Origin of the sequence: Actinomyces sp. zg-332, assembly GCF_011751945.2 — a bacterium.
GTDB lineage: Bacteria > Actinomycetota > Actinomycetes > Actinomycetales > Actinomycetaceae > ZJ293.
Genome location: NZ_CP064951.1, coordinates 167,096 through 182,750 on the forward strand (window position 1 = coordinate 167,096; position 15,655 = coordinate 182,750).

The following is a 15,655-nucleotide window of genomic DNA, read 5'->3' on the forward strand; positions in this document are numbered from 1 at the left end:
TGTCTATGTAAGGTATAACGTATTTGATTTTACTTATTGTACGTTGCTACAGGAGTTTTATATTTATAGTTTAGTTATAATATATTTATGAAAGTAAACTTATATTGTATTGCTACATTGTAATAATTACCGTTGTGAATAACATTGGATTGTCTAGGATTTCTAAGATATTAGAATAAGAGTATGTGCAAGTAAATGTTCCTTTTTATAATTCTTAATTATTAAAAAAGTAAAATATTGGAACTATTTTTATATATTTTTATAATTTTAATGTATTTTTTTGATAAATCAGATACAGTATTAAAGGTTTAATGTAATTATTGACTATATTGAAAGTTAGTAATTACTTGTTCGTTTAAGTGGAAAATAAGGTGGAATAAGATTGTTCTCCGTGTTTGCTCAAGCATTGCGTACACCTGATTTGCGACGCAAAATATTATTTACATTAATGATTATTGTATTGTTCCGCGCGGGTTCGCATTTGCCTACGCCAGGTATTTCATATACTAATGTGCAAAAATGCTTGGTTGCTACCCAAGAAGGTGGATTCCTATCTTTAGTTAATCTGTTTTCTGGTGGAGCTTTGCTTCAGCTTTCAGTTTTTGCTTTAGGTATTACGCCTTACATTACGGCTTCAATCATTATTCAGCTTTTGCGTGTGGTAATTCCTCGTTTTGAAGATCTTCATCAAGAGGGACAAAGTGGTCATGCTGTAATGACTCAGTACACACGTTATTTGACTATTTTCCTAGCTATTTTACAATCTGCAGTTATTATTTCCATTGCTAGGGCTGGGCGACTATTCCCTGGATGTAATACACCAATTATTCCAAATAACACTGTCATGAACTTCATTATTATGATGATTACTATGACTGCTGGTACTGGTGTAATCATGTGGTTAGCAGAGTTAATAACTCAAAAGGGAATTGGTAATGGTATGTCATTGCTAATTTTCACTTCCATTATTTCTAATATGCCAAGTCATATTTGGGCTATTTCTAACTCAAACAACGGGGTATCAAAGACATTTGGTGTTATAGGAATTATCGTTGCTGTTACGATAGCTATTGTGTTCATTGAACAGGCTGCTCGTCGTATACCAGTTCAGTACACTAAGCGTATGATTGGTAGCCGTAGTTATGGTGGTACAACAACTTATATCCCAATAAAAATTAACATTTCAGGTGTTATTCCTATCATATTCGCTGTTTCAATTTTGGCTTTGCCTCAGTTGATTGTTCAGTTCGGAGATCAAAAGAGTAGTTGGGTAGCATGGGTCAGTGCTAATTTCCACAACCAGTCTGCACTATATCTAGTTATTTATGCGGTGCTAGTTAGCTTCTTCTGCTTCTTCTACACAACTATTGCTTTCAATCCAGATGAAGTTGCTGAGAATATGAAGAAATATGGAGGATTTATTCCAGGTGTTCGCGCTGGACGTCCAACAGCAGAATATTTGCGTTATGTAGTTAGCCGTATTACAACTGCGGGTGCTATTTATCTTGTAGGTATAGCTATGATTCCTGAAATCATTATGATTGCTATGGGAATTCAGCAGATGCCGTTTGGTGGTACAACACTACTAATTATGGTTGGTGTAGGTTTGCAAACTGTACAGCAACTTAACTCACAATTAAAACAACATCATTATGAAGGATTCTTGAGATGATACGCATAATTTTGCTAGGTCCTCCGGGGGCTGGTAAAGGTACACAGGCTGTTCGTATTGCTGAACATTTTAATATTCCAGCTATATCAACTGGTGAAATTTTCCGCAAAAATATGAGCGAGAATACACCTTTGGGAATTGAAGCTAAAAAATATGTAGAAAAGGGCGAATATGTCCCTGATACAGTTACAAATCCTATGGTGGCAAGTCGTCTAACTGAAGATGACTGTAGTAACGGATTTTTGTTGGATGGATATCCACGTACAATTGAACAAGCTGAAGTATTGAATGGTATTCTTGTTGAACGTGGAGAAGAACTAGACTTTGTCCTTGAAATTCAAGCAGATGATGACGAAGTTGTAAAGCGTATGCTTAACCGCGCTAAAGAACAAAACCGTCCAGATGACAATGAAGAAGTAATTCGTGAACGTATGAAGATTTATCATGAATTGACTCGCCCATTGACTGATTACTATTCAAAACTTGGATTGCTCGTTCAAGTAGACGGTAGCGGTAGTATAGATGAAGTTAGTGAACTAATTTTCAAGGCGCTAGCAAAATAAAGTTTTACTATAAGAAACGGGATTTATTCCCGTTTCTTTTGCATTAAGGGAATATTAAAAATGGGACGTATAGAGTATAAAACATTAGATCAGATGAGACATATGCGTAGAGCTGGTCTAGTTGTAGCTAAGATACATGAAAATTTACGTAAAGAATGTAAAGCTGGAATGACAACTGCTGACTTAGATGATGTGAGCAGGCAAACAATTGCTTCCTTGGGAGCAAAATCAAATTTCTTAGGATATTATGGGTTTCCAGCAACAGTATGTATTAGTGTGAATGAAGTAATTGTGCATGGCATACCGGGTAAGCAAAAGCTACGAGACGGCGATTTAGTTTCTTTTGACTGTGGAGCAATAGTTGAAGATGAAAAGGGCAATCAGTGGCACGGTGATGCAGCTTTTACGATGATTGTCGGTGGAGATGAAAAAGGCGCTGAGAAAGATAGGCAGCTTTGCGAAGCTACACGTAGGGCAATGTGGGCAGGAATAGCTTCTTTGTCCAGATCTAAGACTTTATCTGGTGTTGGGGTAGCTGTTGAAGATGTAGTTAGCCAATTTGCTCATAAATTTGGTTGGGAACCAGATATTGTTCTAGATTTTATTGGGCATGGCATTGGTTCGACTTTGCATCAGCCGCCTGATGTTTTGAACTATGTTGCTGCTGGACGTCACGCAAAGATTAAGCCGGGGTTAGTAGTTTGTGTTGAACCAATGCTCACTGCAGGCAAGCAGGACAACCGGACTCTTGAAGATGAGTGGACAGTGGTGACTTTGGATAAATCTAGAGCTGCTCATTGGGAGCATACAGTTGCTATAACTCCTGATGGAATTAGTGTTTTGAGTGCACCTGATTACGGGAAAGAAGAATTATCTAAATTTGGTATAACTCCTGTTAGTTTAGATTAAAATTTCTTCTTTGCTTAAATTTTCTCATATTTATAATTATTGCTTTATTTTATTATAAAAATAGCGTAAAGTATTAGTCTGTGCGTCCTCTCTACGTACTTTATTTATGAAATATGTTTTGGGGGTTTCTTACATAAGGTGTGTAAGGAATTATTTGCGTGCTAAATATTAAGGATAGTCGGAGTAAATGGCTAAAAAAGACGGTGTTATTGAGATCGAGGGAACGATTATTGAATCCCTACCGAACGCAATGTTTCGTGTGGAACTAAGTAATGGCCACCTTGTTCTTGCGCATATTTCAGGTAAGATGCGTCAGCATTATATTCGTATTCTTCCAGAAGACCGCGTTATCGTTGAATTGAGCCCATACGACCTAACTCGTGGTCGTATAGTTTACCGCTATAAGTAACTGTTGCCAGCGTGCGCTGGCGGAGGAAGATTATGAAGGTAAAGCCGAGTGTCAAGAAAATCTGTGATAAGTGCAAGGTGATTCGTCGCCATGGACGTGTCATGGTTATCTGTGAAAATAGTCGACACAAACAGCGTCAGGGCTAATTTCTGACGTAATTAAATGATAGGTGTCCAACAAGCTTTTGAAGCAACCCCCGGTGTCGGAGGCCGGGGCCGATGGAACCAGCATCGGATGTTGGGCAAAGCCTCCGAATGAACAATTGGAGTAGAAATAGTGGCACGTCTTGCCGGTGTTGATCTCCCCCGCGAAAAGCGGCTAGAGATCGCATTAACCTATATCTATGGTGTTGGTCGTACAAGCGCAAAGCAAACTTTGGAAGCTACAGGTATTAGTCCTGATTTGCGCGTTAAAGATATGACTGACGATGATCTGGTCAAGCTTCGTGATTATATTGAAGCAAACTTCAAAGTTGAGGGTGACTTGCGCCGTGAGGTAGCAGCTAATATTCGTCGTAAAGTTGAAATTGCTTGTTATCAAGGTCTTCGCCACCGTCGTGGTTTGCCAGTTCACGGTCAGCGTACCAAGACAAACGCACGTACTCGTAAGGGTCCAAAGCGTACAGTGGCTGGAAAGAAGAAGGCCAAGTAAAAGTTGTCCGCGCCTTAAAATAAGGTAGCGGTTGATTACCTCTCAGGAGAAAGAAAAATATGGCATCAAAGGCTCGCGTTAGCTCTGCACGTAAAGGTCGTCGCAAAGAGCGTAAGAACGTAACTCATGGCAATGCTTATATTAAGTCAACCTTCAACAATACAATCGTCTCTATTACAGACCCAACAGGTGCTGTTATTGCATGGGCCTCTTCAGGTCAGGTCGGTTTTAAGGGTTCTCGTAAATCTACACCATTTGCTGCACAGCTAGTAGCTGAAGCTGCTTCACGTCGTGCACAAGAACATGGTATGAAAAAGGTTGATGTTTTTGTAAAAGGACCAGGATCAGGTCGCGAAACAGCGATTCGCTCTCTACAGGCTACAGGTCTGGAAGTTGGTTCTATCCAGGACGTTACACCACAAGCACATAATGGTTGCCGTCCTCCAAAGCGTCGTCATCCATAATTGAACTATATAACGTAACTACCTGCTTTATTTAAGCAAGGTGCTTCGACTGTGGTATTGCCACAGAAACCCTGCCCCCGGCATCATATAGTGGATGCTGGAAAGAAAGGACATTAAAGTGCTTATTGCACAGCGACCAACATTAACCGAGGAAGTTGTTTCTCCTTTCCGTTCTCGTTTCACAATTGAACCACTTGAACCAGGATTCGGTTATACTCTCGGTAACTCACTGCGTCGTACGCTACTTTCCTCTATACCTGGTGCGGCAGTAACATCCATTCGCATTGATGGTGTTCCACACGAATTCCGCACTATTGCAGGGGTAAAAGAAGATGTAACTGAAATTATTTTGAATATCAAAGAATTAGTTTTGTCTTCAGATAATGACGAACCAGTAGTGATGTACCTACGCAAATCTGGTCCAGGAGAAGTTACAGCAGCTGACATTACTTTGCCAGCTGGTGTTGAAGTACACAATCCAGATTTGCATATCGCAACACTAAACAGCAAAGGTAAGATTGAAATCGAACTTACTGTTGAACGTGGACGTGGATATGTTTCAGCACAACAGAACAAAGATGCTAATGCTGAAATTTCACGTATCCCAATTGATTCAATTTATTCACCAGTTCTAAAGGTGACATATAAAGTTGAAGCAACACGTGTTGAACAGCGTACTGACTTCGATTGTCTAATTATCGATGTTGAAACAAAGCCAGCTATTAAGCCTCGTGACGCTGTAGCATCAGCTGGTAAGACACTAGTTGAACTATTCGGTTTGGCTCGTGAATTGAATGTTGATGCTGAAGGTGTTGAAATTGGCTTAGCTGTAACAGATGCGTCTTTGACAGCTGAATATGCTATTTCTGTTCAGGATTTGGGCTTGTCATCTCGTTCTTTGAACTGCTTGATGCGTGAAGGTATTGCAACTGTTGGTGAACTTGTTGCTCGTTCTGAAGCAGACTTGATGGATATTCGTAACTTCGGTGCAAAATCTATTAGTGAAATTAAGGACAAGTTGGCTTCTATGGGAATGTCATTGAAAGATAGCCCAGTACCATCTCTTGTCCCAGACGCAGTTACAACTAGTGATATTCAATTCAGTAACGGAACCCCATTCTGATTGAGACGATTTATTAAATAGGAGACATTATGCCGAAGCCGGCAAAAGGCCCACGTTTGGGTGGTAGCCCAGCACATGAGCGTCTAATGTTGGCCAACTTGGCCACTGAATTGTTTAGACATGAGTCAATTACAACAACTCAGGTTCGCGCAAAGCGTTTGCAGCCTCTAGCTGAAAAGCTAATCTCAAAGGCTCTACGTGGCGATCTACACGCTCGTCGTCTTGTTTCACGTGTTATTCGTGACAAGGAAGTTTTGTACACATTGTTTGACGTTATTGCGCCAAAAATCGACTCTGAACGTAAGGGTGGATACACACGCATTGTTAAAACAATGAACCGTAAGGGTGATAACGCACCTATGGCTGTTATTTCATTGGTTCTAGAACCAGTTGAAAAGAAAAAAGTAGTAGCAACTGCTGAAAAAGTAGCTGAAGTTGCTGCTGAAGAGCCAAAGGTCGAAGAACCTAAGACTGAAGAAACTGAAGTTGAAGAGGCTGAAGCTGAAGAAACACCAGCTGCTGAATAATTGATGTTTCGGGTCTGAAACTTTTTGAGACGGTCATCTTTTAGGTGGCCGTCTCATTGCTTTAACATGAACTTTTTCAGGGGAGGGAGGAAGGAAAAAGGAAAAGGCTTATGCTATTTGATATTGTAACTGCTTGTTTTACAACACTTAGAGCATAGGTCGGGGTGACTTTATTTTACTTCGGCTTAGTTAACAGCTATTTTCCCTTTATTTCACTCTCTCGTTCCCTTTCATCTTCTTTTCTCTTTGTGTTCTTCTTCTGCTGCGGCTTCTTCTCTACTACTAGTTACTCATTTGTTATTTGGTCTGAAAATCTATATCTTTTTACGGAAGAACTAAATAAGTTATTGCTAAAGGTAGAAAACCACTTTCTCAAGATTTGAAATTTAAAATTCTTTTTTTGCTAACTTGAGTGTAAAAGAGCTTTGCAAGTTTAGGTATTGGAATATAAGGTTGTTATTTTACTAGCACTGTCATAAAAGAGAGTAGTTATAGTTATTAAGTTTGCTTATGAGTTTTAGCAAAGTCATTATGCTGAGAGATTGTTTGTTTTCTAAACCTAGTTATAGAGTTTGCTACTGCAAGCTTTTCTAGAGGAATACTGAACAGCTCCTGATGGGGGGCTTATCATAGAAGCTCACGTAAGGCCTCTATAGCTTCTAATACTTGTGTTATAAAGCCATAAAAAGTTGATTTATATGGGTGTATCTAACTCTATTACAAGCTACTTGAAGTGTAAGAATACCGCTGTAGTATTTCTAGCTATCATGTGGAATATTTGGCAATCAAAACACTTATGTTGATAGCAAGGCAAAGAACTACATCAATACTAGAAAGCTGTAAGGGCAGTTTTTCAGCAAAATTTATGTTTCAAAACACTCAATACTTCAATGACTCAAAAGCTTGAATACTTTGTAAAATCTGACTCTAAAAGCACTTTGACTAGATATTTTTTAGGAAATAAGTAACAGCGAAACTAAAGCCTTTGTATAATCAAGAGATATCCCATAGCTTACAAAAAATAACATCCGACTTAAAAAGAATAAATCTTAAATAATAACCTCAAACTAGGCAAATGAAACTTATGGAAAAGCAAAGAAAAATTCATTTCACAACCAAAAGCTAAGATAAACAAAATCTACAAATAAAACTTAGAAAGACTTGAAAAACCTGAGAAACTACTATTTGCTTACAAGATTAAAACTTATGAATTAGAAAATAATTCTTTTATAATTACCTTGTCCTAAACACGTATTACTGAGGCATTTATCTGAGTTCGAAAAGTTTTTATAACCCTAAAAATAAACTTCCTATATACTTTTTATATGAGTATAAGAATACGAATAGATTTTTCCTACGACGGATCAAGGTTTCATGGCTATGCTTACCAAAATGATTTGCGTACAGTACAAGGGGAGCTACAAAAAGCTCTGAAAATTTTTACACGTGATGACATTACTCTAACTGTTGCTGGGCGTACAGATGCTGGTGTTCATGCTAGCCACCAAGTAGCACATTTTGATATTTCGTTACAGAGCTTGTTCAAATTTGCTCGCGTAAATGCTCAAGAAATCCTAGATTCTACAGTTTTAGCTAATCAGAATGTGAGAAAAAGTATACTAAATGTTTTTTCTGAAGAAGAATTAGCAGTTGAGAGTTTCCAAAAGGTCTTAGAAAAATTTGATTCCACTTCTTTTAGCATTGAAGAATTGTTTAATCGTATAGATGAAGAGTTTTTGCTACCTAATTTAGGGAAGAGATTTATTCTTGACGACAAGGCTAAACTACAAGTTTTATATGCTTTGATTCATGCTGTTAGGCAAATGAAAATAAGGTTTAACAATGTTTTAGCTATGCTTGATAAGAGCCAGATTCTGCACGGTACAGAAAACAAGGAAAAAACAGACATTGTTGTGCATGACTTGAAAATCGTTTCTGATGATTTTGATGCTAGATTCAGTGCATTATCTCGCAAATATATTTACACAATTGCTGATAGCTTTTCATACAGGAATGTGTTTAGAAGAAATTATGTTTTGTGGCATGAAAATTATTTAGATGTTGAACTAATGAATAAAGCTGCGGAAAAAATGCTTGGAGAACACGATTTCTTGTCTTATTGCAAGCCTAGAGAAGGTGCTACTACTATTCGAACTTTGAAAAAGCTAGAAGTTTCTCGTAATTTTTCAGGTGAAATTGAAGTGCTGGTACAAGCTGATGCATTTTGTCATTCTATGGTAAGGTCAATAGTTGGTGTTTTGATACTTATTGGGCAGGGGAGTAAAAAAGTTTGTTGGGGCAGGTTCTTATTAGACAATCCATCTAGGAATCATAGCGTTAATATTGCTCCACCTCATGGTTTATCTTTAGTTGAAGTAAAATATCCTTCGTCTGATTTATTCTTTGAGCAAGCCGAAAAAGCTAAAGTTAAACGTGTTTTAAATAAAAATATTGATGAAAAATGCTGTGATTAAAATTTTAAAGTGAATAATAGTTTTGCATTATCTGTTTTTTTATGTACAATATATCTCGTTGTGTGTGCTGTTTTTGGTGCTTCCCACTCACCAAAATGTTATAAGCTCACAACCCTATGTTATGTAAAGAAATGCGTTTGTTTGGACCGTTTATTACGAAAATAAATGTGTTTGTAACGCAAAATACTAGAGAAATGAAGGCAAAGAACGTGCGCACGTATTCACCTAAGCCAGGCGATATTACGAAGAATTGGTACATCATTGATGCTACTGACATCGTACTAGGCCGATTGGCAACTCATGCAGCCACTTTGCTCCGTGGGAAGCATAAGCCGACCTTTGCTCCACATATGGACAACGGAGACTACGTTATCATTATCAATGCTGACAAAGTTGCCCTAACAGGAGCAAAACTAGATCAGAAGTTCGCCTACCGCCACTCAGGACATCCAGGTGGCTTGAAGGCTGTTAGCTATCGCGAATTGTTAGCAACTCGCCCAGAACGAGCAGTTGAAAAAGCTATTCGTGGCATGCTCCCAAAGAACTCATTGGGTCGTGCTCAGCTTCGTAAGTTGAAAGTGTATGCTGGATCTGAGCATCCTCATGTTGCACAGAAGCCAGTTCCTTTTGAAATAACCCAGGTCGCCCAGTAAGGTTTATAACCTAACGGACCTCTTACAGAATGAGGAGAACTGTGGCAGAGACCACTGTTGAGATTGATGAGCTAACAGAGGAAAATGTTCCAAGCTCATATACTACTGAGACCAAAGTTGCCTCAAAAGGCAAAGGTCAGACATTATTGGCACCAGGTCAAGCACTAGGTCGCCGTAAGCAGGCGGTCGCTCGCGTCCGTCTAGTACCAGGCACTGGTGAATGGAAACTTAACGGTCGTAATCTAGAAGATTACTTCCCAAATAAGTTACATCAGCAGCTTGTAAATGCACCATTCGCTCTTCTAGATATTGAAGGTCGTTTTGACGTTATCGCTCGTATTCACGGTGGCGGTATTTCAGGTCAGGCTGGTGCATTGCGTTTGGGTATTGCTCGTGCTCTAAATGAAATTGATCGCGATGCAAACCGCCCAGCTTTGAAGAAAGCAGGATTCTTGACCCGCGACGCTCGTGCAGTTGAGCGTAAGAAGGCAGGTCTTAAGAAAGCTCGTAAAGCACCTCAGTACTCAAAGCGTTAATATTACTTTTGTTTTAGTCCCGATCTGTTGGTCGGGACTAAACTATTTAACGAGAAAGTTATTTATAAAACTTTATAATCTGCTTTGGAGCTGTTTTATTTATAGCCTTATAGTTTTTGAAATTGTTTTGGTAGTGCTTTTGGTAATTTTGCTTTAGCTATAAAAATATATTTTTGGTTTTATTTATTTAATTGTTTGTTTGTTCATACATTCATTTATATAGCTATTTTGCTTCTTTCTTTTCAGTAATTCCTCTTTTCCTTCATTCATTTCCTGTTTTCCTTTTAGTAAATCTTCTTTTTTATTTTCTACTCACATAAGTATTTGTTCACACATTTATTTATTCACCGACTAACTTAAGCAATTATCAGTCAACAGCTAAGCAAGTTACCAAGCAGCCAATTTCCTTTCTTTCTGTATTTCTGTTTATCCGTATCTACTTTCGCTTACTCTTTGATACACCAACTAACGAGCCATCCTGTGAACCTACTAGGCAACCAGTTAACCTAGTAACTAACCAATTAATTGAGAAACTCACTTAAGTAATAGCAACTAAGCAACTAACTCACTTAAATATCTGACTAGCTAACCCACTAACTAAGTTACCAGTTACCTAACAAAGGAATGAACAAACTTATCCATTTAGTTGCTCTTTGCACCGAGTAAGTGTAACTAACTAATTACTCCACAAAACTCTAAAGCAACCTACTACCCAGCTCGTTTGCCAACCAATCAATTAGCTACCCTGTGAACTAACTAGTTACCCTCACATAATCCTCATGCAACGCTAAATCAAACAAGCCCACCTAACCAACCTATTACGCAACAAACCCACTTCACTCACTTCACCCAACCAACCCCCAGCTCAACTACCCATCCTCACACCCTTGAAAATCCTTTTTGGTTCATAAAATCATTGTTATCTTGTGTCTTTGTCTTTATCCATTCTTGTAATTTTGCAGTTTTGAAAGACACTTTTGCTTTTCTAAACTTTTTGTAACTTCGTAGCTGCGAAAATTCACTTTGTTTTTCTATTGTCTAATATTCTGAAAATTCCTTTTACTTCCACTCACTCCTACGACTTCACATTTCCAAAGACTTCTTTTACTTTTCCACTCCCACAACTCCCACAAGTCCCACCTTGACATCTTCACAACTTCACCCTCGTGACTTCGCAACTTTACACCTCTACGACTTCACCCTTGCGACTTCCCAACTTCCCACCTTTACGACTCGCTGTTTCCCACATTCCCACTCAACTTTTCCACCTCCACTCTCACACTTTCATACCTCAACAACTTCAAGATTTCCCTTCTCCCTCACTAAAAATAAATATGCTAATGTATCGATTAAAAGCAAAACCACAGTTTTACCTGTGCTAGTAGCATAGAAATTACTATTTTGCTTTTGAATGCTTGAATAAGCTAGGAATGTGTATAAAGATAAACGCAAATATAGTAGAATAAAGGTGCGATTTATAGTTATATAACAAACAATTTGTAGTTACATAACAAATAGATGTAATAATGCTCTTTGCCTGTTTTATGGGGAAAAGGAACTAGTAGCAGGAAGGTCGAAATGACACGTTTATTTGGCACTGATGGTATTCGAGGTAAAGCCAATAAAGATTTAACACCAGAATTAGCTTTGAATATGGGAATGGCTGTTGCTAAATATGTGTCTACGCATCATGAAGGTGAAGAAATGCCTTTGGCTCTAGTTGGTAAAGATAGTCGTATATCTGGTGATTTTTTGGCTAATGCTTTGATTGCTGGTATGACTTCAATGGGGATAAACGTTATTGACTTAGGCTTAGTTCCTACTCCAGCAGTTGCTTACTTGACTAATAATTCCAAGGCTTGCTTGGGTGTGATGATATCAGCTTCTCACAACGTTTTTTCAGATAACGGGATTAAGTTTTTTGACAGCCATGGACGTAAATTCCCTGATCATACTGAAGATGAGATACAAGCTATTTTTGATGAAGGCTTTGGAAATATAGAGCGTCCTTTGGGGGCTGATTTAGGAAAAGTTTATGCTGAGAGTTTAGCTGATTCTTACGTTGATCACTTGGCTAGCTCTTGTAATCAAACTCTAGAGGGGCTCCACATAGTTGTGGACTGTGCTAATGGGGCTTCTAGTGAAGTTGCTGAAAAGGTTTTCGCTAAGCTCAATGCAAAGGTTACTTGTATTAATAATGCTCCTAATGGCTGTAATATCAACGATAAATGTGGATCTACACATCCAGAGGATTTACAAGCTAAAGTTGTTGAGCTGAAAGCTGATTTTGGTGTCGCTTATGATGGTGACGCTGACCGTTGTCTTGCTGTGGATCATGAGGGAAACTTGGTCGACGGTGATAAGATTATGGGTATTTTAGCTTTGTCTTTCAAAGATAAAGGAATGCTCGAGAAAGATACTCTTGTAGTTACTGTTATGTCTAACTTAGGACTCATTTTAAGTATGCGTGAAGCTGGTATTGAAACTATTCAAACTAGTGTAGGTGACCGCTATGTTTTGGAAGGCATGACTTCTGGTGGATATAACTTAGGCGGGGAACAGTCTGGACACGTTATTGCTAGTGATTATGTTTCAACTGGTGACGGAATATTGACTTCGCTGCTTTTGGCTAAAGAAGTGAAAGAATCAGGTAAGAGCCTTTCAGATTTAGCTACTCGTATTAAGCGTTTACCTCAGACTTTGGTAAATGTTCCTAATGTTGATAAATCTAGAGTTGGTGAAGAAAAAGTTCAGCAAGCCATAGCTAAGGCTAATGAGATTTTGGGTGATACTGGTAGGGTGTTACTACGTGCTTCTGGTACTGAACCGTTAGTTCGAGTTATGGTGGAGGCTCAGACCCAAGAGCAGGCTGACTCCGTTTGTAAAGATTTGGCTAAGGTTGTTGCTGAGAACTTGGCTTTATAGGTTTTTGATTTTAGCTTCTATTTATTAGCTCTCTTTTATGGGGGCTTTTATTTTTTAACTTATGTTTCACGTGAAATATTTACTTTTCCTTAAATGTTGTTTTTTGTTATCAATCACTGTATAGAATATTGTATTTCAATTAACTTTTGTGTTTATTTCGTTAAAATAGAGATTTTATAAACATATAGTTGATAGAATGTATCCTTGTGGATAACTAATGTAAATGTATTATGAAATTATGTTGATAATTTAGGGGATATCATTAACGCTTATACATAATTTTGTATTTATTTGTAGTTGTTCATAATTTACTTTTAGTAAAGAATAATATTTATTATCTATTTATGGGGTTTGAATGTTAAAAGAATTTAAAGAATTTATGATGCGTGGTAATGTCATTGATTTGGCTGTTGCTGTTATTATTGGTGCAGCTTTCGGTAAAATTATCACTGGTTTAGTAGATGGTATTATTATGCCTCTAATTGCAGCTTTGTTTAGTGTGCCTAATGTTGAAGAGATGGCATTTATTCTAAATGGTACACCAATTCAATATGGAATATTTTTACAAGCAGTACTAAACTTCTTGATCGTTGGAACATCTCTATTCTTCTTATTAAAAGCTATTAATAAAGCTGCAAGGCTTGTAGCATTTAAGAAGAAGGAATCTGAAGATGCAGCTGAAGTAGCAGCTGAAGAAGTACCAACAGCTGAGACTTATCTGAAAGAAATTCGTGATTTATTAGCTAAAAAATAATTTTTGTTACTAATATTTATCACTTTTGTTATAACTTTCTTTGCATTTATTTGATATGATGTTTCAAAAATAATTTGGATTGAGAGAGTGTATGGGATTTATTCAAGACTATGTTGTAGCACTTGGTGCTTCATACTGGGTAGTTTTCATAATATTTCTTTTATGTTATGTAGATGGATTTTTCCCACCTTTGCCGTCTGAATCAATACTTATCACTTTGGGTAGCCTTGCCGCCACTACTGGTAATGTTTATATTATTTCGGTTTGGATTTTTGGTGCCTTAGGTGCATGGTTAGGTGACGTGACTGCTTATCATATTGCTCGTTATATTCCACTTTATAGAATACCGTTTTTAAATAAAGGCAAAGGAAAGAAGGCAGTTGATGCTGCTGAAAGATCTTTGGCCGAACGTGGTGTATTTTTGATTTTAGTGGCTAGGTTTGTTCCTATTGGTCGCATTGCGGTGAATATGGTTGCTGGTGCTACTGGTTACTCTAGAATGAAATTTATCGCTATTTCATGTTGTGCTGCTTCCGTTTGGTCTGCTTATTCAATTAGTTTGGGCTATGGTGCTGGAGCAATTTTGCATCATAGCCCATTGCTAGCAATTTTCGTTGGTATAGTTTTAGGTATCCTATCAGGAATAATTTTAGATAGGATAATTACCTTTATTGGAAATGTTTTAGCTAAACGTATAGTTAATAATAAGATTAGGTTCTTGCGTTGGATAAGGCTTGAAGACATCATAAATCAAGGTATTGATATTGACGAAGACACTATTTCTACGGCTTTAAAAAACGATAAGTTGCATTTACCTGCAGAGATAGAAGCTAAATTAGAAGAAAATAGTGGAAATGATGACAATCACACAAGATAACTATTTTTAGGTTAGTTATAATACGTGTGGTTTATAAATAATAAATCTTTATAAATAGAATTCTACTTTGTTATTTTTATTACGGTTTTCTTAGTAAGATGTTTTCTACTTTATGATTTTTGCCTTTATGAATTATAGTTGTTGCTCTAGTTCTAGTTTTTTCAATGTTTTCTTTCAAATTTTTTAAGTTAATCGTTTTCCAAATATCTTTAGCTTTATCAATTGCTTCATTATCGTCTAAATTTGCATAGTTTTTAAAATAAGAGTTTTCTAGTTTGAAAGCTGTTTCACGTAAACGTAAGAAGCGTTCAACATACCACTCTTCTAAGTTGTCGTAAGCGGCATCAATATAAATTGAAAAATTAAAAAAATCAGTTAAAATTTGGTTATTTTTTCCTAAGGCTGGTTGTAAAACATTTAATCCTTCTATAATGAGGATATTAGGATTTTTTACAATTTGTTCTTGGTTTTTTAAAATATCGTATTCTACGTGTGAATATTGGGGTATAGAAATATTGGTTTTCCCAGATTTAATGTTATGCAAAAATTGATGTAATAAAGGCATATTATAAGAAATAGGGAACCCTTTTTTATCCATTATATTATGTGCTGATAAATATTTGTTTGGGTGTAGAAACCCATCAGTTGTTACTAATTCTACTCGTGGTTTTGAAGGAAGCTGTTGCAACATTGTCTGTAGTAAACGGGCAACTGAGGATTTGCCAACTGAAACACTACCCGCGATTGCTATTACATAAGGTGTATCTATATTTATAGTATGGTTAGAATTCTCATTGAAGAAGTTTTTTTGTTTACGTAATAAATTTAAGTATGCTTCGTATCGTATTTGTAGTAATGCACACAGAGGTTTGTAAATAGTATTTATTTCTTCCATATCGATTGGGTCAGCCAACCCTGATATTGCGTTTAGATCTTTTTGCCCTAAATGCAAATCAGTTGTTTTTTTAAGTTGTGACCAACTATCTCTTGTAAAATACCAATACTGTTGCGGATATTTTTCTTTTGTGTTCATTACTTGAATATACCTGTCAATTTTAATTCCTATATTATATTACACGTTATGAGGTAACATGAAAATTACTGGCAGTACCTATTTT

16 protein-coding genes are annotated in these 15,655 nt (G+C 37.2%); 15 read left to right on the plus strand and 1 reads right to left on the minus strand.

Going from position 1 to position 15,655, the window contains the following annotated elements; translation table 11 throughout:
* Positions 1-382 precede the first annotated feature (382 nt).
* The 15 genes from secY to HCQ94_RS00755 all read left to right on the plus strand — a co-directional run bounded on the left by secY (position 383) and on the right by HCQ94_RS00755 (position 14,537).
* Positions 383-1,672 (plus strand): preprotein translocase subunit SecY, encoded by a 1,290-nt coding sequence (secY, locus tag HCQ94_RS00685; RefSeq protein ID WP_166979245.1) that lies wholly within the window; start codon positions 383-385, stop codon positions 1,670-1,672.
* Complete coding sequence (locus HCQ94_RS00690) at positions 1,669-2,235, plus strand: adenylate kinase (RefSeq protein WP_166982947.1); 567 nt, start codon at positions 1,669-1,671, stop codon at positions 2,233-2,235. Before secY ends, HCQ94_RS00690 begins: the two co-directional genes overlap by 4 nt.
* 60 nt (positions 2,236-2,295) lie before the next feature.
* The gene (gene map, locus HCQ94_RS00695) at positions 2,296-3,144 is read left to right on the plus strand and encodes a type I methionyl aminopeptidase (protein ID WP_166979251.1); all 849 of its coding nucleotides are present in this window, start codon (positions 2,296-2,298) and stop codon (positions 3,142-3,144) included.
* A gap of 187 nt (positions 3,145-3,331) precedes the next feature.
* Positions 3,332-3,553 (plus strand): translation initiation factor IF-1, encoded by a 222-nt coding sequence (gene infA / locus HCQ94_RS00700; protein WP_166979254.1) that lies wholly within the window; start codon positions 3,332-3,334, stop codon positions 3,551-3,553.
* Between the two features lie 32 nt (positions 3,554-3,585).
* Positions 3,586-3,699, plus strand: a complete 114-nt coding sequence (rpmJ, locus tag HCQ94_RS00705; RefSeq protein ID WP_166979257.1) for a 50S ribosomal protein L36 — start codon at positions 3,586-3,588, stop codon at positions 3,697-3,699.
* A 130-nt stretch (positions 3,700-3,829) separates the two neighbouring features.
* Positions 3,830-4,204, plus strand: coding sequence for a 30S ribosomal protein S13 (rpsM, locus tag HCQ94_RS00710; RefSeq protein ID WP_166979260.1), 375 nt, complete (start codon positions 3,830-3,832; stop codon positions 4,202-4,204).
* Between the two features lie 59 nt (positions 4,205-4,263).
* The gene (gene rpsK, locus HCQ94_RS00715) at positions 4,264-4,668 is read left to right on the plus strand and encodes a 30S ribosomal protein S11 (RefSeq protein ID WP_166979263.1); all 405 of its coding nucleotides are present in this window, start codon (positions 4,264-4,266) and stop codon (positions 4,666-4,668) included.
* A gap of 118 nt (positions 4,669-4,786) precedes the next feature.
* Positions 4,787-5,791 (plus strand): DNA-directed RNA polymerase subunit alpha, encoded by a 1,005-nt coding sequence (locus HCQ94_RS00720; RefSeq protein ID WP_166979266.1) that lies wholly within the window; start codon positions 4,787-4,789, stop codon positions 5,789-5,791.
* Positions 5,792-5,820: 29 nt separating this feature from the next.
* On the plus strand, positions 5,821-6,318 hold the full coding sequence (rplQ, locus tag HCQ94_RS00725) for a 50S ribosomal protein L17 (RefSeq protein ID WP_166979269.1): 498 nt from the start codon (positions 5,821-5,823) through the stop codon (positions 6,316-6,318).
* Between the two features lie 1,325 nt (positions 6,319-7,643).
* Positions 7,644-8,792 (plus strand): tRNA pseudouridine synthase A, encoded by a 1,149-nt coding sequence (locus HCQ94_RS00730; protein WP_166982949.1) that lies wholly within the window; start codon positions 7,644-7,646, stop codon positions 8,790-8,792.
* A gap of 209 nt (positions 8,793-9,001) precedes the next feature.
* Positions 9,002-9,445, plus strand: a complete 444-nt coding sequence (gene rplM / locus HCQ94_RS00735; protein WP_166979302.1) for a 50S ribosomal protein L13 — start codon at positions 9,002-9,004, stop codon at positions 9,443-9,445.
* A gap of 41 nt (positions 9,446-9,486) precedes the next feature.
* Positions 9,487-9,981, plus strand: a complete 495-nt coding sequence (rpsI, locus tag HCQ94_RS00740; protein ID WP_166979275.1) for a 30S ribosomal protein S9 — start codon at positions 9,487-9,489, stop codon at positions 9,979-9,981.
* Between the two features lie 1,578 nt (positions 9,982-11,559).
* Positions 11,560-12,906, plus strand: a complete 1,347-nt coding sequence (gene glmM, locus HCQ94_RS00745) for a phosphoglucosamine mutase (RefSeq protein ID WP_166982951.1) — start codon at positions 11,560-11,562, stop codon at positions 12,904-12,906.
* A gap of 355 nt (positions 12,907-13,261) precedes the next feature.
* Positions 13,262-13,660: a large conductance mechanosensitive channel protein MscL gene (gene mscL, locus HCQ94_RS00750; RefSeq protein WP_166979281.1), complete on the plus strand. Its 399-nt coding sequence runs from the start codon at positions 13,262-13,264 to the stop codon at positions 13,658-13,660.
* A gap of 91 nt (positions 13,661-13,751) precedes the next feature.
* Entirely contained in the window at positions 13,752-14,537 is a 786-nt protein-coding gene (locus HCQ94_RS00755) for a DedA family protein (protein WP_166979284.1), read from the plus strand.
* Between the two features lie 79 nt (positions 14,538-14,616).
* Here the strand turns inward: HCQ94_RS00755 and coaA are convergent, their stop codons facing one another.
* Positions 14,617-15,570, minus strand: coding sequence for a type I pantothenate kinase (gene coaA / locus HCQ94_RS00760; RefSeq protein ID WP_166982953.1), 954 nt, complete (start codon positions 15,568-15,570; stop codon positions 14,617-14,619).
* Positions 15,571-15,655: the final 85 nt, after the last annotated feature.

Excerpts from the sequence above, each read along its gene's own strand:
- rpmJ (WP_166979257.1), top strand. The coding sequence starts at position 3,586 with ATGAAGGTAAAGCCGAGTGTCAAGAAAATCTGTGATAAGTGCAAGGTG.
- rpsK (WP_166979263.1), top strand. The coding sequence starts at position 4,264 with ATGGCATCAAAGGCTCGCGTTAGCTCTGCACGTAAAGGTCGTCGCAAA.
- HCQ94_RS00755 (WP_166979284.1), top strand. The coding sequence starts at position 13,752 with ATGGGATTTATTCAAGACTATGTTGTAGCACTTGGTGCTTCATACTGG.
- HCQ94_RS00690 (WP_166982947.1), top strand. The coding sequence starts at position 1,669 with ATGATACGCATAATTTTGCTAGGTCCTCCGGGGGCTGGTAAAGGTACA.
- HCQ94_RS00730 (WP_166982949.1), top strand. The coding sequence starts at position 7,644 with ATGAGTATAAGAATACGAATAGATTTTTCCTACGACGGATCAAGGTTT.
- infA (WP_166979254.1), top strand. The coding sequence starts at position 3,332 with ATGGCTAAAAAAGACGGTGTTATTGAGATCGAGGGAACGATTATTGAA.
- coaA (WP_166982953.1), bottom strand. The coding sequence starts at position 15,570 with ATGAACACAAAAGAAAAATATCCGCAACAGTATTGGTATTTTACAAGA.
- map (WP_166979251.1), top strand. The coding sequence starts at position 2,296 with ATGGGACGTATAGAGTATAAAACATTAGATCAGATGAGACATATGCGT.
- glmM (WP_166982951.1), top strand. The coding sequence starts at position 11,560 with ATGACACGTTTATTTGGCACTGATGGTATTCGAGGTAAAGCCAATAAA.
- rplQ (WP_166979269.1), top strand. The coding sequence starts at position 5,821 with ATGCCGAAGCCGGCAAAAGGCCCACGTTTGGGTGGTAGCCCAGCACAT.
- mscL (WP_166979281.1), top strand. The coding sequence starts at position 13,262 with ATGTTAAAAGAATTTAAAGAATTTATGATGCGTGGTAATGTCATTGAT.